Origin of the sequence: Variovorax boronicumulans NBRC 103145 (genome assembly GCF_001591345.1) — a bacterium.
Taxonomy (GTDB): Bacteria; Pseudomonadota; Gammaproteobacteria; order Burkholderiales; family Burkholderiaceae_C; genus Variovorax; species Variovorax boronicumulans.
Genome location: NZ_BCUS01000015.1, coordinates 14,679 through 32,267 on the forward strand (window position 1 = coordinate 14,679; position 17,589 = coordinate 32,267).

18 protein-coding genes and 2 pseudogenes are annotated in these 17,589 nt (G+C 65.0%); 15 read left to right on the forward strand and 5 right to left on the reverse strand.

Features of this window, described 5'->3' with window-relative positions; all coding sequences use genetic code 11:
* Positions 1 to 109: 109 nt before the first annotated feature.
* From VBO01S_RS06650 to VBO01S_RS06685, 8 genes are all read left to right on the forward strand, one after another.
* Positions 110 to 604: a gamma-glutamylcyclotransferase family protein gene (locus VBO01S_RS06650; protein WP_062472286.1), complete on the forward strand. Its 495-nt coding sequence runs from the start codon at positions 110 to 112 to the stop codon at positions 602 to 604.
* A gap of 165 nt (positions 605 to 769) precedes the next feature.
* On the forward strand, positions 770 to 1,546 hold the full coding sequence (locus VBO01S_RS06655; RefSeq protein WP_223301493.1) for an ABC transporter substrate-binding protein: 777 nt from the start codon (positions 770 to 772) through the stop codon (positions 1,544 to 1,546).
* Positions 1,543 to 2,403 carry an amino acid ABC transporter permease gene (locus tag VBO01S_RS06660; RefSeq protein WP_255221067.1) on the forward strand — a complete coding sequence of 287 codons (861 nt, stop codon included), beginning with the start codon at positions 1,543 to 1,545 and terminating at the stop codon, positions 2,401 to 2,403. Before VBO01S_RS06655 ends, VBO01S_RS06660 begins: the two co-directional genes overlap by 4 nt.
* Complete coding sequence (locus VBO01S_RS06665; RefSeq protein ID WP_062472290.1) at positions 2,400 to 3,218, forward strand: amino acid ABC transporter ATP-binding protein; 819 nt, start codon at positions 2,400 to 2,402, stop codon at positions 3,216 to 3,218. Before VBO01S_RS06660 ends, VBO01S_RS06665 begins: the two co-directional genes overlap by 4 nt.
* Positions 3,215 to 3,655, forward strand: a complete 441-nt coding sequence (locus tag VBO01S_RS06670) for a VOC family protein (RefSeq protein ID WP_062472293.1) — start codon at positions 3,215 to 3,217, stop codon at positions 3,653 to 3,655. Before VBO01S_RS06665 ends, VBO01S_RS06670 begins: the two co-directional genes overlap by 4 nt.
* Positions 3,656 to 3,675: 20 nt before the next feature.
* Positions 3,676 to 4,326: a GntR family transcriptional regulator gene (locus VBO01S_RS06675; RefSeq protein ID WP_062472295.1), complete on the forward strand. Its 651-nt coding sequence runs from the start codon at positions 3,676 to 3,678 to the stop codon at positions 4,324 to 4,326.
* Between the two features lie 17 nt (positions 4,327 to 4,343).
* Entirely contained in the window at positions 4,344 to 4,646 is a 303-nt protein-coding gene (locus tag VBO01S_RS06680) for a hypothetical protein (protein ID WP_062472298.1), read from the forward strand.
* A 7-nt stretch (positions 4,647 to 4,653) separates the two neighbouring features.
* Complete coding sequence (locus tag VBO01S_RS06685) at positions 4,654 to 5,517, forward strand: DMT family transporter (RefSeq protein ID WP_062472301.1); 864 nt, start codon at positions 4,654 to 4,656, stop codon at positions 5,515 to 5,517.
* On the opposite strand, the pseudogene VBO01S_RS31675 reads toward VBO01S_RS06685, so the two are convergent.
* From VBO01S_RS31675 to VBO01S_RS06695, 3 genes and pseudogenes are all read right to left on the reverse strand, one after another.
* Positions 5,485 to 6,088 (reverse strand): annotated as a pseudogene (locus VBO01S_RS31675) (transposase); the annotation flags it as partial. The gene VBO01S_RS06685 and the pseudogene VBO01S_RS31675 overlap by 33 nt on opposite strands.
* Positions 6,089 to 6,178: 90 nt before the next feature.
* A complete protein-coding gene (locus VBO01S_RS06690; RefSeq protein ID WP_062472304.1) occupies positions 6,179 to 7,447 on the reverse strand; it encodes an alpha/beta hydrolase family protein in 1,269 nt (422 codons plus the stop codon).
* 15 nt (positions 7,448 to 7,462) lie between these two features.
* Entirely contained in the window at positions 7,463 to 8,521 is a 1,059-nt protein-coding gene (locus VBO01S_RS06695) for an SDR family oxidoreductase (RefSeq protein ID WP_062472307.1), read from the reverse strand.
* A gap of 161 nt (positions 8,522 to 8,682) precedes the next feature.
* On the opposite strand from VBO01S_RS06695, the gene VBO01S_RS06700 reads away from it, so the two are divergent.
* Positions 8,683 to 9,378 (forward strand): TetR/AcrR family transcriptional regulator, encoded by a 696-nt coding sequence (locus VBO01S_RS06700; protein WP_062472310.1) that lies wholly within the window; start codon positions 8,683 to 8,685, stop codon positions 9,376 to 9,378.
* Positions 9,379 to 9,405: 27 nt separating this feature from the next.
* On the opposite strand, the pseudogene VBO01S_RS06705 reads toward VBO01S_RS06700, so the two are convergent.
* Positions 9,406 to 9,603 (reverse strand): annotated as a pseudogene (locus VBO01S_RS06705) (GntR family transcriptional regulator); the annotation flags it as partial.
* A 54-nt stretch (positions 9,604 to 9,657) separates the two neighbouring features.
* Positions 9,658 to 10,611, reverse strand: coding sequence for a LysR family transcriptional regulator (locus tag VBO01S_RS06710; RefSeq protein WP_062472316.1), 954 nt, complete (start codon positions 10,609 to 10,611; stop codon positions 9,658 to 9,660).
* A 135-nt stretch (positions 10,612 to 10,746) separates the two neighbouring features.
* Here VBO01S_RS06710 and VBO01S_RS06715 point away from each other — a divergent pair, with 135 nt between their 5' ends.
* The 6 genes from VBO01S_RS06715 to VBO01S_RS06740 are packed head-to-tail and all read left to right on the forward strand — an operon-like array spanning position 10,747 to position 17,575.
* Entirely contained in the window at positions 10,747 to 11,790 is a 1,044-nt protein-coding gene (locus VBO01S_RS06715; protein ID WP_169805030.1) for a porin, read from the forward strand.
* Between the two features lie 30 nt (positions 11,791 to 11,820).
* Complete coding sequence (locus VBO01S_RS06720) at positions 11,821 to 12,795, forward strand: Bug family tripartite tricarboxylate transporter substrate binding protein (protein WP_062472321.1); 975 nt, start codon at positions 11,821 to 11,823, stop codon at positions 12,793 to 12,795.
* 13 nt (positions 12,796 to 12,808) lie between these two features.
* Positions 12,809 to 14,320 (forward strand): FAD-dependent monooxygenase, encoded by a 1,512-nt coding sequence (locus VBO01S_RS06725; RefSeq protein ID WP_062472324.1) that lies wholly within the window; start codon positions 12,809 to 12,811, stop codon positions 14,318 to 14,320.
* Complete coding sequence (locus tag VBO01S_RS06730; protein ID WP_082818016.1) at positions 14,317 to 15,654, forward strand: amidohydrolase family protein; 1,338 nt, start codon at positions 14,317 to 14,319, stop codon at positions 15,652 to 15,654. Before VBO01S_RS06725 ends, VBO01S_RS06730 begins: the two co-directional genes overlap by 4 nt.
* Positions 15,654 to 16,646: an alpha/beta hydrolase gene (locus VBO01S_RS06735; protein WP_062472326.1), complete on the forward strand. Its 993-nt coding sequence runs from the start codon at positions 15,654 to 15,656 to the stop codon at positions 16,644 to 16,646. Before VBO01S_RS06730 ends, VBO01S_RS06735 begins: the two co-directional genes overlap by 1 nt.
* Positions 16,643 to 17,575 carry a VOC family protein gene (locus VBO01S_RS06740; protein ID WP_062472329.1) on the forward strand — a complete coding sequence of 311 codons (933 nt, stop codon included), beginning with the start codon at positions 16,643 to 16,645 and terminating at the stop codon, positions 17,573 to 17,575. The genes VBO01S_RS06735 and VBO01S_RS06740 overlap by 4 nt, the downstream gene beginning before the upstream one ends.
* Positions 17,576 to 17,589 lie beyond the last annotated feature (14 nt).

The following is a 17,589-nucleotide window of genomic DNA, read 5'->3' on the forward strand; positions in this document are numbered from 1 at the left end:
GTATATTTCTTCGTATATCTTTGCGTATATGAAGAAGCCGGACGCGGTTTTCTTCTGCCAGGGGGCCCTCTTGCCAGGGCCTTTGTTCCTCATTTGCCAGAGAGATTTGATGTACTACTTCGCCTACTGCACCTGGATCAACGATCCGGAAATCAAACGCTACATGCCCGGATGCAAGAAGATTGCCAAGGCCGTGCTGCCTAACTACCGCCTGGAATTCCATGCCGCTGCCGGCCGCACCGACCGCGGCTGGTGCCACCTGAACGGCCTGCCCGAAGCGTGGAGCGAACAATGCGAAGGCCTCGTGTTCGAAGACGACGGCCTGACCGACGACTACGACGATTTCGAGCGCTTCGCCATCACCGTCCTCGGGGAAGATGGCAAGACCTACAACTGCTGGACCTATCGCATGACCTCGCCCGGCATGGCGATGCGCCCGCCGAACTTCTACTGGCAGCACATTCCCGACGGTCTGAAGTCCGAGGGCTTCTCCGCCGACTACATCGCCAAGGTTCAGGCCACCTACGAAGCTGCAGCGCCCTGCCCACGCGCGGACCGCCCGAATCCTTCCGCAATCCCTGGCAAGTCCGCCGACTCGCGTTAACCACGACTGCGCCTACGCCGTCAGCATCTCAAGAAATCACCGAGAAAGAAAATCATGCGAACGTTCATGTCATCTCTTCGGGCAACTCTGCTGCTGACGGCGTTGTCGCCGTTGTGCGGCCTTGCCCAGCCCGCGGCATCACCCGCCACCGAAGCGGCACGGGCCGTGCCCCCCGACGTCAAGGCGCGTGGCGTGCTGCGCGTGGGGTCGCAGCAGACCTTTCCTCCCGTCGAGTTTCGTGAACCCGGCGGCACCAGCGTCTCGGGCGTGAGCCGCGACCTGCTCGAGGACGTGGCGCGCCGTCTGGGCCTGAGGCTCGAATACATCCAGTCCGAGTACGCCTCCCTGATCTCCGGCGTGGAAGCCGACCGCTTCGACGTCGCCTCCGGCGGCATCAGCGACACGGAGGAGCGCGAACAGAAGCTCGACTTCGTGAACTACATGCAGTCCGGCGGCAGCATCCTGGTGCTGTCCGCCAACACCGACAAGCTCTCGACCATCGATGACTTCTGCGGCAAGGGGATCGCCACGATGCTCGGTGGACGCACCATCATGACCGCCGTGGAGGCGGCCTCGGAACGCTGCACGAAGAACGGCAAGGCACCGATCCGCGCTGAACAGTTGCCCACCGCACCCGATTCACGCATGCAGCTGGATCTCAAGCGCGTCGACGGCTACATCGGAGACTACCCGGCACTCGTCTACATGGGCTCGCAGTTCCCGGGCAAGTACAAGGTCGTGGGCGGCAACTACATGCTCACGCCTTACATCACCTCATGGGGCTTCGCCAAGAGCAAGACCGGCCTGCGCGATGCGGTTCAGAAAGCCACGCAGAGCATGCTCGAAGACGGCACCTACAGAAAGATCCTGGACAAGTGGAATGTCGGCGGCGCCGCGCTGCCGACGATCAGCATCAACCTGCCCTCCAGCAAGCGCAAGTGAACTCCACTCCTACTTCCTCTGCATCGGCTGCGCTGCCGGTGCGCCGCGTGGTACACCGGCGCCAATGGGGTGCCTGGTTCTTCGGCGCGGTCGTGGTGCTGGCGCTGGCCTGGCTGGTCACGGCCGCGGTCGGCTCCAAGGTGATCGACGTCGGCGTGTTCGCCAGCTACGTGTTCAGCCGCAACGTGCTCATCGGTGCCGGCCATTCCGTGATGCTCGGCACCATCGCGCTGCTGCTGGCGGTGGCGGTCGGGCTGATCGTGGCCATGATGCGCGTGAGCGGCAACCCGATCCTCGTGGGCTTCGCCGCCAGCTACGTGTACTTATTTCGCGGGACGCCGATGCTGATCCAGCTGATCTTCTGGTTCAACGCGTTCCCGATCATGTTTCCGCAGCTGCATCTGGTGGTGCCGTTCACCGGCCTCGTGCTGCTGGACCTACCGATGACGCAGGTCATCACGCCCTACGCGGCGGCCCTGGCCGGGCTGAGCCTGGCCGAAGGCGCCTACATGGCCGAGATCATCCGCGGCGGATTCATCGCTGTGGACAACGGCCAGCGCGACGCAGCGCGCTCCATCGGCATGACGCACGGCATGATCATGCGCAAGGTAGTGATCCCGCAAGCGGCGCGCATCATCGTGCCTGCCACGGGCAACCAGTACATCATGCTGCTGAAGTCGACCTCGCTGGCCTCTGCCATCGGCTACCTCGAGCTGCTACGCATCTCCACCGACATCTACGCGGCTAACTTCCGGGTGGTCGAACTGCTGGCCGTGGCCGGGTTCTGGTATTTGGTCATGACCGCCTTCGCCACCGCCTTGCAAACGTCGCTCGAGAAGCGATTCCCACACCGATGACTACGCCCACCTCCCGCCCCTTCACGCAGGCCGTCCGCATGGTCGGCGTGACCAAGTATCGCGCCACGCAGGCCGTCCTGCGCGACGTGAGCTTCGATGTGTCCGAGGGCCAGGTCGTGGCTGTGCTCGGCCCGTCCGGCGCAGGCAAGTCGACGCTGCTGCGCTGCATCAACCATTTGGAAACCATCGACGGCGGCAAGATCTTCGTCAGCGGCGAACTCATCGGCTATCGCGAACGAGGCGACGCGCTGATCGAGCTGCCGGACAGCGAGATCAGCCGGCAACGCCGGCGCATCGGCATGGTGTTTCAGAGCTTCAATCTGTTTCGCCACATCACCGTTCTCGACAACGTGATGGCCGGTCCGGTCCATGTGCTGGGACAGACGAATGCCCAGGCCAGGGCACTGGCGATGGAGTTGCTGTCCCGCGTGGGCCTGGCCGAAAAGGCCGGCGCGTACCCGAACCAGCTCTCAGGCGGCCAACAGCAGCGCGTAGCCATCGCGCGGGCACTGGCGCTCAAGCCGCGGCTGATGCTGCTGGACGAGCCCACCAGCGCGCTGGACCCCGAGCTGTCGCATGAGGTGATTGCCGCCATCCGTCAGCTCGCGCTGGACGGCATCACGCTCATGATCGCCACGCACGAGATGTCGCTGGCGCGCGATTTCGCGCATCGGGTGCTGTTCATGGTCAATGGCGAGCTGGTCGAGGACCGGCCGGCACGCGACTTCTTCCAAGCCCCGCGGCACGAGCGCAGCAAGCAGTTCCTCGCGCACCACGCGGACGCCCCCGCTTCTTTGGAAACAACGGCTTCATGAAACAATTCTTCAAGACCCTCCACCATGTGTGCATCGTCGTGCACGATCTGGACAAGACGGTGAACTACTACGAAAAGCTCGGCGTGGGCCCCTGGTTCGACTACCCCAAGGCGGGGCCCTACGTCGAATTCGATGTGCCGAACCGGGCGGCCTCCGATGCCATGCGCTACAAATGCGTCGACCTCGACAATGTGCAGATCCAGATCTGCCAGCCTTCGGAACTCGATTCGCCGCAGCGGCGCTTCCTGGACCAGCATGGTGAAGGCGTGTATCACCTGGGCTTCGAGGTTGCGGATCGCGACGCAGCCGAGGCCGCCGCGCGTGCACGGGGCATTGGCGTGACCGCCCGGGGTGCACGTGCGGACGGCTCGGGCTTTGCCTACTTCGACACGCGTGCGCAGGCCGGGGTGGTGCTCGAAGTGCGCAAGAGCGCTTGAACAATATTGCAGGAGGCCGAATGGCACTCAAGAAGACCGGCAACGACCTGATCGCCGGAGATGTTTTCCAGAAGCTGCGAACGAAGATCCTGACCCTGGACATCAAGCCGGGCTCACGGCTGGTGGAGGACGAGGTATCGGCTTGGCTGGAAGCCGGCCGCACGCCCGTGCGCGAGGCGCTGCTTCGACTGCAGGGCGAAGGCCTGGTCAGCCGCGACCGCGGCTGGGTCGTCGAGGCCAGCGATCCTGCGTCGTTCCGGACCATCTTCGAGAGCCGCATCGCCATCGAGGGCTATGCCACGCGACTGGCTGCCGAACGCGCCACGCCTGCGGCGCTCGATGAGCTCGAACAGTTGGTCACCGAGATGGACCGCGGCGAGGAGCTGCCACGCAGCGAAATCAACCGGCTCAACCAGACATTTCATCGGCAGATCGTCGCACTCTCGGAGAACCCCTTCTTCGCCGAGTTGCACGAGCGCACGCAGTTTCAATACTGGAACCTGCGGCTGCCGGTGATCTTCATGAAGGACCAGCTGGGTCGTTCGTCCGAGCAGCATCATGCGATCCTCTCGGCATTGAAGGACCGCGATGGCGAGCGCGCGGAGCGCGCCACGCGCGAGCACATCCAGACGACGATGAGCATCGTCGCGGACGCGCTGCGCGACGACTGACGCCGAGACGACTGCCCATGCACGCCTGGCGCATCGCGGCCCGAAATACGCATCTGTACCCCGGCGCGAGGATGCAGGGCCTCGACCCGGCGCTGCGCCATGCCCTGCATGCTGGCGATACGGTCACCATCGAGTTCTCGGACCAGGGTGTCGCGCAGGGCGAGGTGCTGGCGTGCTCCGACCAGGGCTGGCACCTGGGGGCGCGGCCTCATACCACGATGGCGGGCACCACCGTCGCGGCCAAGCACTGGCTCATCGAGTGGGCGGGCACGGACGACGACGACGCTGCGGGCATGCGCGTCAAGGCGCACCTAGCCTGAGCTTGCCGTGACCTCCCCCCATCGCCCCGCCGCGGGCGGCGCGCTGCTGGTCGCGGCCATGGCCGGCTTCGCGCTCTCGGACATGTGGGCCAAGGGACTGGCCAGCACTTTCCCCCCCTTCCTGCTGGCCTGGTTCCGCTACCTGGGCCTCTTCGCCCTGGTGTTGCCACTGGTGCTCACCAGGCCCGCCTTGCTGCGCACTGCCCAGCCGCGCCTGCAGGTGCTGCGCGCAGTGGCACTGGTTGGCTCCGCCCTCTTCTTTCTCTACGCGCTGCGATCGATACCGCAGGCCGAAGCGACGGCCATGGTGTTCGCGTCACCTCTGTTCGTCATGCTGCTGGCGCGGGTGGTGCTCGGTGAGCGCGCAGACTTGCAGCGATGGCTGCCGGTGCTGTGCGGCTTCGCGGGAGTGCTGGTCGTGGTGCGGCCCGGTACGCTGGCCTTCGGCGGTGCCGAGATCTTTCCGATGTTGTCATCAATGTCCTGGGCATGCGCGGTCATCCTCACGCGCCGCCTGTCCGCCGCAGAGCACACCGCGACCACGGTGCTCTATTCATCCACGATCGGTGTACTGGGCCTGAGTCTGTTGCTCCCGGCCATGGACTGGTCGCCCATCGGCACCGCCTGGTGGCGTCTGGCGCTCATGTCGCTCAGTTGGTGCGCCGCGCAATGGTTGGTGCTCCTGGCCTACCGCATTGCGCCGCCCTCGGCGATCGCGCCGTTTTCGTACTCACAGATGCTGTGGGCCGCCCTGCTCGGGTGGATGGTGTTCGGCCACTGGCCCGATGCGACCAGTTGGACAGGCATGGGCCTGATCGCACTGGGCGGAGGCTACGCAGCGCTTCAGACCCGGTTCATCCGGCGCCGATGAGAGGCGTCGCGCCTTACGGTCGGCACTGATGACTTCGCCCTGTTGTCTCTGAACGATCCGAGGGCGACCATAGCTTCGGCGGTTGACATCATGGATGACTGCCACCTTGGCGTCCAGAGCCTGGTTGGCCAGTGCGCTGGGGCTGGGCGGGCGCACGCGCCATTGGCAATAGCCGCTGCGAGACACGCCCAGGACTCGGCAAAGCCGGCTGACGGCGTACTGGTTGCGATGCTCGTCGATCCAGGCGTACTTCATCGCGCCCCCTGGCGAAGTACGACGTCACTTTTCGAAGGATTTCGACATCCAGCTTCACGTCGGCCAATTCCCTGCGCAGCCGGATGTTCTCAGCTTCACGTTCACTGATTGGGCGACGCGCAGGCGCCTCACCAGACACTGCCGCGTCGCTGACACCGGCCGATGCAATGCCTCGCCTGGACCAGTTGCCCAACGTGGCCACCGGCACACCAAGACATCGTGCGGCCTCGTGGCCACCAACCGACGCCGCGAGCTTGACAGCCTGGGCTTTGAATTCCCCTTTGTACTGCCTCTTAGGCAGCTTACCTTCTCCCATCTCGATTCTCCGTACCTCTGAAGTTATCAATTTCTTGCTGTACGTGAAATCAAGGCAGGGTCAGGTAGAGCCGGTCTCAAAAAATGGTCGTCAGTGGTCGGATAGATTTTCCATCTTTAGTCGCCGCGTGAGCCAGTTTGCCGTGAACTCGAAGTGCTCACGCATGTTCGATTCCGCCGTGTGGCCGTCATCCCCGAACACCAGTTGGGTCACGTTGAAGCCTAGCGCTGCCAGAGCGGCGGGCTCGTCTCTGGAGACGAGATCTTCGTGCGCGCCGTTCACCATGAGAATGGGTTTGCGCAGCTGCGCCGCAGTCGGCATCTTCAACTGGCGCGAGAGCTGGAAGGCTTCGTAGTATTCGCACATCGCTTCACGCGGTGTGGTCTGCGGATTCATGTTCGCAAACACGGTGTAGGGCGCGACGATCCAGGCAGGCGCCACCTTGCAATGCGCTTGTCCAAAGCTCGCATCGCTGGGGCCGCCCACATTGACCACCGCCTTGTAGAGGTCGTTGCTCAGCCCGCCAAGCGTTCCCAGATAGCCGCCCATGCTCCATCCATACAAGGCCACCCGGCTTGCGTCCAGGTCGCTGCGGGCCTTGATGTAGTCCGCCACGGCGTCGAACATCACATGGGACTCCGGCCGGAACCCCAACTGGTTCTCCCCGGTGTCTGGGTTTTCCACAATGATGGTGGCGAAGCCCCGACCCATGAAGTAATCACTGTGCCGGATCATCTCGGTCTTCAGGTTGTCGAGGCCGCCGAGAATCACCAGCACCGGCAGTTTCTCGTTGCGACTTGTTCGTGCAGGCGGCGCCCGGAAGTAGCCGGTAAATTCTTTCGCGCCGGTCTTGAAGGCGATGCGCTGGAGCGGCTTTCCCATGAGCGCATGGGCTCGTTCGGTTGCCTGCAGATCGGCGGTGGGAACCCGCTTGGGAAGCCGGTTCATCCGCAGGTAGAAGGCGGCCTTCTTGTATTCGACCGATGCGGCAGCGTTGTTTCCTCGCGCTTCGGAGGCGCGGGCTCGTTCCAGGTGCAGTTGGGCGGGCTGGTTGAACGTCGCCTGCCAGATCGCCTGCGACGGCCCGGCGTGTTCCGGCAGCGCTGCGGCGATTTCGTCGAAGGTGCTTGCTTCGATGCCGGCGTCCTCGAGCCACCAACAGATGTTGAATTTGAACGAGGGGTGCATGCGGGCGATGCCCTGCGGATACTCCGCCTGCCCCTTGCTGCAGAACTCGGCCATGCTGTCCGCGGTCTTGGCGGCCGGGAGACTTCGGGCCGCAGATGCTTGCGGCGCTGCCGCGATGCAAAGAACAGCCGCGAAGGCTGTCGAGAGTTTCAGGATCAATCTGTTCGTCACGGTTTTTCCTCTTGTTCAGGATTCGGTTCGGGTCGGCACACCAGGCAGCCAGCCATTGCCGCGATACCAGGCGAGCGTGTCGGCCACGGTTTGCTCGATCGGGCGAAACTTCAGCTGAAGCTTCTGCTCGCTCTTGGTGTGGTTGAAATGGCTGCGCCCCGCCTCCTTGCGCATCAGCCGCACGGTGGCCAGGCTGAGCAAGATGGGCTTGCCTGTGGCCCGCGCATAGAGTTCCTGCACCGCCGCCAGCAGGTACAGGAGCGGAAAGGGCAAGTGGCGTGTCGGCGTGCGGATGCCCGCGATCTTTCCAACCAGGGGCACCAGTTCCTGCATCGTCATGTGGCGCCCGGCTGCCAGATAGCGCTCACCGCGCTGGCCGCGTTCCGCGGCAGAGATCTGCGCCTTGGCCACGTCGCGGGCATCGACAACGGAAAAGCTGCCCGGCACCAGCCCGGGCAGTTTGCCGAGCACCACATCGTTGACGAACTGTCCTGACGAGGTGGGACCGATGTCGGCCGGCCCCCACATCCATCCGGGCAGGACAAAGCTCGCGTGCATGTCCGGGTGCGCGCCCAGAAAGGCCAGCACGACCTGGTCGGCCATGATCTTGCTACGGTAGTAGTCGTCGCTGGCATCCGCCAGGTCGCGCAGGCAGGTCTCGTCCATGGGCACGCCCGGCTCGCCGTTCAGCACCGCGATGGACGAGGTCTGGACGAAGCGCCGGATGCCGGCACCGTAGGCCCGCTCGATGAGCTGGCGGGTGCCGTCCACGTTGATGCGCTTGAGCTCTGCCCAGTGGCTGCCGCCCTTGAAGTTGTCCCTGAAGAACGCGGCGGTGTGGAACACCACGTCGCACGCTTGCAGCTCGCTGGAGAACGCAGGCACGTCGGCCATGTCGCCCAGCACCAGCTCGACGCCTTTCACCCCCGCAAACTGCTGCTGGCCCTTGGCCTTCGAGCGAACCAGGGCCTTGACGAAGACGCCGCGCGCGACCAGCTCGCGCGCGAGGTTGTTGCCGAGAAGGCCGGTCGCGCCAGTGACGAACGCGGTCTTCAAGGGCTTCGGTTTTTCCATATCAATCGAACTTCAAAAATCAAACGAGTTTTTGAATGTACCTTCACCATTTCTAAATATCAAGTGATATTCGAACGTGGGATTCAGGACGGCGACCCGGAAGGAGGCGCTGGCAGGCGCTGGCAGGCGCTATTCAAAGTTCATGTGATATCTTTTCGACCATGACCCCGACGACAGCAAAAACGCGCCTGACCCGCGAGGAAAGCCGGGCGCAGACGCGCGAGCGCTTGATCGAAACCGCGCAGCACTTGTTTGTGTCGAACGGCTATGGGGGCGCGTCGATCCGCGACATCGCGGACAAGGCGGGCTACTCCCAAGGCGCCTTCTATTCGAACTTTTCGAGCAAGGAGGACGTCCTGCTGGAGTTGCTGCGGCGGCACATGGAAGCCGAAGCGCTGCAGCTTTTCAAGGTCATGGGCGACGAGCGGCAAGAGCCCGAGCAGATGCTTGCCGAGCTGGAAGCCTGGGCTTCCACACTCAATCACGATGCCGACTGGTGCATGCTTTCCATCGAGCTTCAGCTGCATGCCAACCGCAGTCGAAGCTTCGCGCAGGAGTACCAGAAGGTGTGGGACAAGCACCGATCCGAAATCGGCGGCGTGATCGGGCAGTTGTTCGACAAGCTCGGGCGCACGCCTCCCGCCGCACCGGACGAGCTGGCCACAGCCTTCATGGCCCTGTCGCACGGGCTGGCATTGCAGCGGATGAGCACTCGCCCCGATCCCTCGGGACGCCTGATCATGGTTTTCCTGCGCGGGCTGATCGCAGGCGCGCAAGGCCTGGAAGCGGTCGCCGTCGCATCAGATGGCCCCGCTGCGCGCGAGCCGAAGAAGCGCGCTGCGAAAACCACGCGCTGAGCCGGGACAGGGACTCGGGCAGCCTTTTCAGGCAAGCAGCGCCTTCACCAGGTCGAGTTGGCGGTCGGGCTTCTCGGTGCCCAGTTCGAGGCTGGCCTCGATGCGTTCGAGGTGCTCGATCATGCAGGTCACGGCCGCCTCGCCCTTGCCGCACAGACGAAGAAAGTCGGAATGCTCGTCAGACGACCAGTGCGGGTCGTTCGACGAGTGGTAGAGCACAGTGATCCCCGCACCCTCGCCCCGCTGCAATGCGCAGCCTGGGGCATTCGAAGGGCTACGTCATTTCTCGCTCGCCCCTCTGACACGCTTCGTTGTCGCCCGGCTCGACGGCAAACCCTGCGCAACTTCCAGAAGCAACCCGCGGAGCCAGGCGATCGCAGGATCTCGCTCCTGATACTTGTGCCATTGCATGTGCTCAGCAAACGCAGGGATCTCCACCGGGCACGCGACGACGCGCAGCGGAAAGCGCTCGGCGATCTGCTGCGCCAGCCGTGTCGGCAGCGTGGCGATGCGCGGCGTTCCGACCAACAGCGGCGGCACCAGGGTGAAGCTGGGCGCGATGACGTCCTGCCTGCGGGCGCGCTTGCCCACGGCGATCAACTGCTGGTCATAGGTCAGGCGCCGACCACCGCCCCACTCGACACCGATGTGCGAGGCCTCGAAATACTGCTCCGCCGTGAGCTTCTTCGTCATGCCGAAATGCTCGGGACTCACGAGACATGAAAACGTGTCCTCGAACAACAACTCGGAAGGATGCCCGGGCACGATGGCGAACTGCGGCGTGATGAGCAGCTCGATCTCTCCGGCCTGCAACAGGTCGCGAGACTGCGGGCTTCTGGCGCGCAGGTCGAACTCCATCCGAGGCGCTGCGCTGGCCGCACGCCTGACCGCCGCCGACAGCAACACCGAGATGACGTAGTCCGAGGAATCGATGACGAAGCGCCGCTGCGAGGTGGTCGGGTCGAACGTCGGCTGCGCCCGGGCGATGGCCTGCACACGCAGGAGCACGTCGTGGACCGGTTTGACCAGTTCGGCAGCCAGCGGCGTGAGGACGAATGACTTGCCGATCGGCTGCAGCAACTCGTCCTTGAAGTACTCGCGCAGGCGCCGCAAAGACAAGCTGGTCGCAGGCTGGCTGAGGAAGACGCGCTCCGAGGCGCGCGTCACGCTGCGGGTGGTCAGGAGTGCGTCGAGCACGACGAGGAGATTCAGGTCGAGTTTGTCGAATCGCATGTCGGTTCTTCCATTTGCGCGGCAAATGACAATACTTTAAACAATTCATTTGTCGCATGGATGTGGGCTGCGAACAATCGAGCCCATCGAGGGACGCCTCGGTCCGTCACCTCACTCACCCGGAGACAAACAAGAATGACCTCATCGCTCGCGCGGCATGCAGCTGCGCCAAGATCCGGCTTGCGCCGTTCGCCTGCCAGGCACATCCATCTGGTGGCCGCGTGCGCGGCATGGGCTGCCACAAGCGCAGGCGCCCAGAGTTCCATCACCCTGTCCGGAAAGGTGGAAATGTCCGTCGACCACCTGCGCATCTCCTCGCCCAACGGCAGCTCCCGCACGCTGACGGCGCTGTCCAGCGACTCGTCGCGCCTGATCTTCGAAGGCGTCGAGGACCTGGGTGGCGGCTGGGGCGCGAAGTTCAAGCTCGATCATGGCTTCAACGCAGACACCGGCACTGTGGGTTTCGGCGGAATCTACTTCGGCCGCGAGGCCATGGTTGGGCTGGTGACGCCCTATGGCGAATTGCGGCTGGGTCGCAACTACATCCCCATGGACGACCTCACCGGGCCGCTCGATCCCTTCTACTTCACCGGCATCGGCGCAGCCTGGCCGATGACCCTCTTCACGCCGCGCATCAACAATTCGGTCAAGTACCTCAGCCCGCGCATGGGCGGCTTTCAAGTGCGTGCGCTTGCCAGTGCCAGCGAAGGCGTCAGGGGTGCGCAATACACCGGCCTGGGCGTCTCTTACAACGACACGAATTTCGACCTACACGCGGCCTACACCATCCAGAAGAACGCGGTGCCCGCCGGCGATCGCAAGGAATTCATGGTGGGCGGCGACTACAAGTTCGGCGGTCCGCGCCTGACCGGTTTCTACATCCAGCGCAACGATCCGGGCCAACCCCGACGTTCCTCGGCATTGGTCGGCACAAACTGGCCGCTCGGCGCCGGTGAAATCCGCGCGAGCTACCTGGTCGAGCGGCAAGGGGCAAGCAAGGCCTCCAGAGTCGCCCTCCAGTACATGCACTTCCTCTCTCGGCGCACGGCCGTCTTTGCCGGCATCGCACGCCTGAACAATGGCGTGGGCTTCTCCGAAACACTAAATCCAGCGCTGCCCGTTCTCGCCAAGGGCGAAGACGTCATGGGCACGCAACTCGGCGTTCGCCACAGCTTCTGACGCGGCCCTTCAAGAAAAAAGGACATCCCAATGAGACGAACCTTCCTGACCTTCTGCGCCGCAGCCACCGCACTGCTGGCGCTCACGCCAGCCTTCGCGCAAGAGACGGCGTATCCCAACAAGCCCATCCATGTCGTGTTTCCCTATCCTGCAGGCTCTTCGCTGGAAGTGGTGGGACGCCTGGTGTCGGAACGCGCCTCGCGCATCCTCGGCCAACCGATCGTCTTCGAGAACAAGGCCGGCGCCAACGGCATCCTCGGCACCACCCAGGTGGCCCGGGCCAAGCCGGACGGCTACACGCTGGCACTGACGACGACCTCGGCCCTGCTCCTGAACAGCCTGCAGCGCAAGGACCTGCCCTACGACCCGGTGCGCAGCTTCACGCCGGTCATTGCCGTCGCTGACATCCCGGTGGGCCTGATCGTCAGCTCGCGGCTGCCCGCGACCGACCTGCGCGCACTCGTAGAGCAGCTAAAGAAGCAGCCGGGGCAGCCCTATGCGAGCGTCGGCATCGGCTCCTTCAACCACTTGCTGATGGAGCAGTTCAAGGCGGTGGCGGGCGTGGACATGCTCCACGTGCCCTACCAGGGCGCCGCGCCCATCATCCCTGAACTGCTCAGCGGTCGCGTGGACGTGACGGTGCTTAGCGTCGGGTCGGTGCTGGGGCAATGGAAAGCGGGACAGGTGCGGGTGCTGGCCTTCATGTCGGACAAGCGCCTGGCATCGCAGCCGGGCGTTCCGACGATGACGGAAGTGTTCCCGTCGTTCCGCCCGTTCGGCAACTGGATGGGCTTCGTCGCACCGGCGAACACGCCGGAGCCGATCGTGCGCAAGCTCAACGCCGCCTTCGCCCAGGCGCTTCAGCTGCCGGAGGTGCGCAAGAAGATCGAGGAAGAACAGTGGCACGTCATGGGCGGCTCGCCGCAAGACCTGGCGCGCCTGATTTCGAATGATCGCCCGATGGTCGAAGCGGCCATCAAGGCAGCAGGCATCCAGCCTGAATAGGGAGCAAACAAACATGCAGTCATGGGATGTCATCGTGGTGGGGGGTGGCCCTTCGGGCTTGACACTCGCCGCCGAACTGGCGGGTGCGGGCGCGAAGACGCTGGTGCTCGAACGCAGGACCGAGGGCGTGCAGTCGCGGGCGGGGACCATCCTGCCGCGCGTGCTCGAGTTGTTCGATGCGCGTGGCATTGCGGATCGGTTCATCGAGCGCACGCGCGAGATCGTGCCGTACCCGTTTCGGCCTTCGCACATATGGGCCGGCTTTCATCCGATTCGCTGGCAGTACCTGGAAAGCCGATTCGGCTTCACACTGGGATTGCCACAGAACTTCACCGAAGAAATCCTCTGGCAATGGGCGACCGAGAGCGGCGCGCAAATTCGCCGCGGCACGGAACTGCAGTCCTTCGAGCAGGATGGCAGCGGCGTGACCGTGTCGGTCACCGATGCCCAGGGGGCGCCAGCGACGCTGCGCGCGCGCTACCTCGTCGGCGCGGACGGCGGCCGCAGCACGGTGCGCTCCGGTGCCGGCATCCCGTTCGATGGCCATTCCGGCACCTTCCGCGGCATCGTCATCGATGCGCACCTGGATGCGCCCTGGCCCGGAGGACGCATCAACGTCGACAACGAGATGGGCTGGGTCCGCGGTTACGCCTTCGGTGAAGGCATCACCCGTTTCAACATCGTCCATCGCGACCGACGCGTGGCACCGAAGGATGAACCCGTCACCCTGGAAGAAGCGCTGAAATGCATCGCGGACGTGCACGGCACCGACTACGGCATCACCAGCCACCGCTGGGCATCGCGCTTCGACGACCAGATGCGTTCGGTGCCGTCGCTGCGAAAGGGTCGCGTGTTCCTGGTGGGCGAGTCGGCCCGCATCCACTATCCAGCCAGCGGCGTCGGCATGAACTTCTGCCTGCAGGATGCCTTCAACCTGGGGTGGAAGCTGGCCAACGTGGTCAACGGCCATGCCGATGAGTCGACACTGGACAGCTACGACGCGGAGCGCCTGCCTGTCATGCGCGCCCTGCTGGAGAGCGTCAAGGCGCAGTGTGTGCTGCAGTTCAACTTCGACGAAAGCGGCCTCACACTCAAGCGGCGCATGGCCGAGCAGATCATTCCGCTGCCGGACGTGCAGCGCAAACTGGTGCTGGAGTTGTGCGGGCTGGAAGCGCCGTATCCGCACGAAGCGGGCAACCACGCGCTGACCGGTTGCCGCCTGCCCGACTTCGACCTCCTCACGCTCGATGGCCGGTCGCTTCGGCCGGCCGAGCTCCTGCGCGATCGCAAGTTCCTGCTGCTCGACCTGGAAGGCCAGAGCCGCCAGTTCGAAGCGCTGCAGTGCGCTGGCCTGCCCTTGAACGTCGTCAGCGCCCGCGTCGGCCGCGTACCGGCAGAGATGGACGGCGTGACGGGCATCCTGGTGCGCCCGGACGGCTACGTCGCCTGGGCCAGCAGCGCCTTGGCACGGGCCGGTGAGGTCGAGGCGCAACTGGGCCGCTGGCTCACGCGGAGCAAGCCGTGAACACCCACCGCACCCTCCTGGCCGGTGGCTGGGTCCTGAGCATGGACCCCACCATCGGCGACCTGCGCCGCGGCGACGTCCTGATCGAAGGCGAGCGCATCGTCGCGGTCGCCCCCCACATCGAGACCGAAGCGGCCGAGCGCATCGACGCGCAACGCATGATCGTCATGCCGGGCTTCGTCGACACCCATCGGCACACCTGGCAAACCTGCGTGCGGCATCGCTATGCGGACATCGATCCTCAGATCTACTTCGTGGAAATGCTCGGCGCCAAGGGGGCTGCTTTCCGCACCGAGGACGTCTATGCCGGCACCCTGCTGGGCGCGGTGTCGGCCCTGGACAGCGGGACGACCACGATGCTGGACTGGTCGCATGTCCAGAACACACCGGAGCATGCGGACGCCGCCATCCTAGCCCTGCGCGACGCCGGCATCCGGGGGGTCTTCGCCCATGGCTGGCCGCTGGTCGAGGGGCATTCCTGGATGTTCGACAGCGAACGCGGTCATCCGCAGGACATCCGCAGGCTGCGCAGCCAGTACTTCTCTTCGGACGACCAGTTGCTGACGCTGGCGATGGCCGGGCGCGGCCCGGAAATGGCACGCCGCGAGGTCTGGCTGCAGGACCTGCGCCTGGCGCGCGAACTAGACATTCGCTCCACCATCCACATGGGCGCGTATGCGCGCAATGCACCGGTCCGCGCGATCGCCCAGATGCACCAGGCCGGCGTGCTGGGCGACGACCTTACCTTCGTTCATTGCTGCTTCTGCGGGGACGACGAACTGGCCATGATGGCCGACGCGGGCGTGACGGCCTCGTTGGGCGTGCACTGCGAACTGAACGCGCAGGGAATCGGCGATATCCCATTCGACCGGTTGCTGGCCGCCGGGATCCGTCCCAGCCTGAGCGGCGATACCGAAACGAAATGCGCTGGCGACATGTTCACGCAGATGCGCCATGCCTTTGCGCACTACCGCTCCTGGATGGGTGGCGGCCATTCGAAGGCCGCGAACGCACCACCGACCATCACTTTGCGTGACGTGCTCGAGTTCGGCACGATCGCCGGTGCAAAGGCCACGGGGCTGGCGCACAAGACGGGATCGCTGACGCCGGGCAAGCAGGCCGACTTCATTCTGGTGCGGCAGGACGACCTGAACCTCACCCCCGTGTCCGACGCCGTCGGGGCCATCGTGCTGGCCGCCCATCCAGGCAATGTCGATTCCGTCTACGTCGCCGGACGCGCGGTGAAGCGCAATGGCCGCATGCTGCACATCGATGTCGACGCGCTGCGCGCCCGCGCCTTCGACTCGCAACGACACGTGCTGGGGGAGATGTGATGCCGGCCATGCCGCAGCTTGATCCCCAACTCGCCGTGGTGGTTGCTGTCCTGCAGGCACGCGGTGCGCCCCCACCGTTCAGCGGCACGCCGGACGAGGCGCGCGGTCGCATGCGCGCCGCGGTCCTTGCCGCGCGCGAGCGCTCCGGATTGCCGGATGTGCAGTCTGCGGAGGACACCGTTGCCGCGCACGCAGACGTGCGCGTTCCGGTGCGCGTGTACCGCCCGCATTCGCACAGGCCGTCGCTGCCGACCGTCGTCTTCTTCCACGGCGGCGGCTTCGTGCTCGGAAGCGTCGAGCTGATGGACGACATCGCGCGCAAGCTGTGTCGCGACATCGAGGCGGTGGTGGTGTCCGTGGACTATCGACTCGCGCCGGAGCATCCCTTTCCCGCCGCGCACGACGACGCGCTGGCTGCCACGTTGTGGGCGCTGGCCAACGCCGTGGCCCTCGGTGGCGATCCCGCGTGCGTGGCCGTGGCCGGGGAAAGCGCGGGCGGCAATCTCGCTGCCTCGTCGGCTATCCAGGTTCGCGACCGCGGCTTTGCGCTCGCGGGTCAGCTGCTCATCGTGCCCGGCGTCGATTTCGCACGCGACACGGTCAGGCTCGAGAGAAACGATGGGTGTGCGTATCCAATGCTCACGCCGCACGACCTGCGGGAGGTGGCGCGGCTCTACCTGGGCACGGCAGCGGACCGTGCGACGGACTTTCCTCCGTCTCCCCTGCACTGCGCAGACTTGGGCGACTTGCCCGCCACGGTCATCGCCGTGGCAGGGTGCGACCCCCTGTACAACGAGGGGCTGGCCTATGCGGCGCGGCTGCAGGCGGCTGGCATTGCCACGCAGGTGCTGCGCTACGAAGACATGTTCCATCCCTTCTTCGGGTTCTTCGAGGTCTCAGAGGCTGCACGGCGCGCCAATGACGAAATCTGCAGCTGCTTCGCAGCGACCCTGCGTGCCCGCCCCGACGACACAAAGGAGGCTGAGGTATGAATCAAGCCCCCCATGCGTCGGTCCATTCGGTCGACCGCTTCGTGTTCAGCGTGCCCGACCTGCATGAGGCCGAGCAGTTCTACCGCGCCTTCGGCCTGGACGTGCGCCGCGAAGGCAACCGCCTGGCGCTGCACACCTTCGGCCATCCGCATTGCTGGGCCTGGGTCCATGCATCGGGCCGGTCGAAGCAGCTCGAGTACGTGCGCTATGGCGTGCATGCGCATCAGCTGGATGCCTTGCGGGAACGCATTGTCACGGCTGGCCTCGAGGCACAGCCGCACCCGCTGGGCGATGCCGAGGGCGTCTGGCTGCGCAACCCGGACGGCACACACCTGCAGCTCGTGGCAGCGTCGAAGGTGTCGCCCTCGCACAAGTCCCGCCCGGTCGTGACACCGCCCGTCGCACCGGGCCATGGCGCCGCGCCAGCGCGCAGCCGCGCGCTGCAGGTTCGCCCCCGTTACCTGTCGCACGTACTTTTCTTCACGCCCGACGTGCCGCGAATGATCCGCTTCTCGCAGGAAATCCTGGGCCTGCGGTTGTCCGATCATTCCGGCGACTTGATCGCCTTCCTGCATGGAGCCCATGGCTCCGATCACCATCTGGTGGCCTTCGCAAAGTCGCACGCGGCCGGCCTGCACCATTCGAGCTGGGACGTGGGCAGCATCGACGAGGTCGGGCGCGGCTCCGAGCAGATGCGCAATGCTGGCCATGGGCGAGGCTGGGGCGTGGGGCGGCACGTGCTCGGGTCGAACTACTTCTACTACGTGCGCGATCCGTGGGGCAGCTATGCCGAGTATTCGCACGACATCGACTACGTGCCGGCCGACAGCGAGTGGCCCGCGGCAGACCATCCGCCAGAAGACTCGCTGTATGTGTGGGGGCCTTCGCTGCCCCCCGATTTCATCACCAACCTGGAGCAGCCGGCATAAGCCGGCCTTGAAAG

What these genes read in the sequence shown, in the direction of transcription:
- VBO01S_RS06650 (WP_062472286.1), top strand. Translation starts at nt 110, where the DNA reads ATGTACTACTTCGCCTACTGCACCTGGATCAACGATCCGGAAATCAAA.
- VBO01S_RS06665 (WP_062472290.1), top strand. Translation starts at nt 2,400, where the DNA reads ATGACTACGCCCACCTCCCGCCCCTTCACGCAGGCCGTCCGCATGGTC.
- VBO01S_RS06670 (WP_062472293.1), top strand. Translation starts at nt 3,215, where the DNA reads ATGAAACAATTCTTCAAGACCCTCCACCATGTGTGCATCGTCGTGCAC.
- VBO01S_RS06675 (WP_062472295.1), top strand. Translation starts at nt 3,676, where the DNA reads ATGGCACTCAAGAAGACCGGCAACGACCTGATCGCCGGAGATGTTTTC.
- VBO01S_RS06680 (WP_062472298.1), top strand. Translation starts at nt 4,344, where the DNA reads ATGCACGCCTGGCGCATCGCGGCCCGAAATACGCATCTGTACCCCGGC.
- VBO01S_RS06695 (WP_062472307.1), bottom strand. Translation starts at nt 8,521, where the DNA reads ATGGAAAAACCGAAGCCCTTGAAGACCGCGTTCGTCACTGGCGCGACC.
- VBO01S_RS06700 (WP_062472310.1), top strand. Translation starts at nt 8,683, where the DNA reads ATGACCCCGACGACAGCAAAAACGCGCCTGACCCGCGAGGAAAGCCGG.
- VBO01S_RS06710 (WP_062472316.1), bottom strand. Translation starts at nt 10,611, where the DNA reads ATGCGATTCGACAAACTCGACCTGAATCTCCTCGTCGTGCTCGACGCA.
- VBO01S_RS06715 (WP_169805030.1), top strand. Translation starts at nt 10,747, where the DNA reads ATGACCTCATCGCTCGCGCGGCATGCAGCTGCGCCAAGATCCGGCTTG.
- VBO01S_RS06720 (WP_062472321.1), top strand. Translation starts at nt 11,821, where the DNA reads ATGAGACGAACCTTCCTGACCTTCTGCGCCGCAGCCACCGCACTGCTG.
- VBO01S_RS06725 (WP_062472324.1), top strand. Translation starts at nt 12,809, where the DNA reads ATGCAGTCATGGGATGTCATCGTGGTGGGGGGTGGCCCTTCGGGCTTG.
- VBO01S_RS06735 (WP_062472326.1), top strand. Translation starts at nt 15,654, where the DNA reads ATGCCGGCCATGCCGCAGCTTGATCCCCAACTCGCCGTGGTGGTTGCT.
- VBO01S_RS06740 (WP_062472329.1), top strand. Translation starts at nt 16,643, where the DNA reads ATGAATCAAGCCCCCCATGCGTCGGTCCATTCGGTCGACCGCTTCGTG.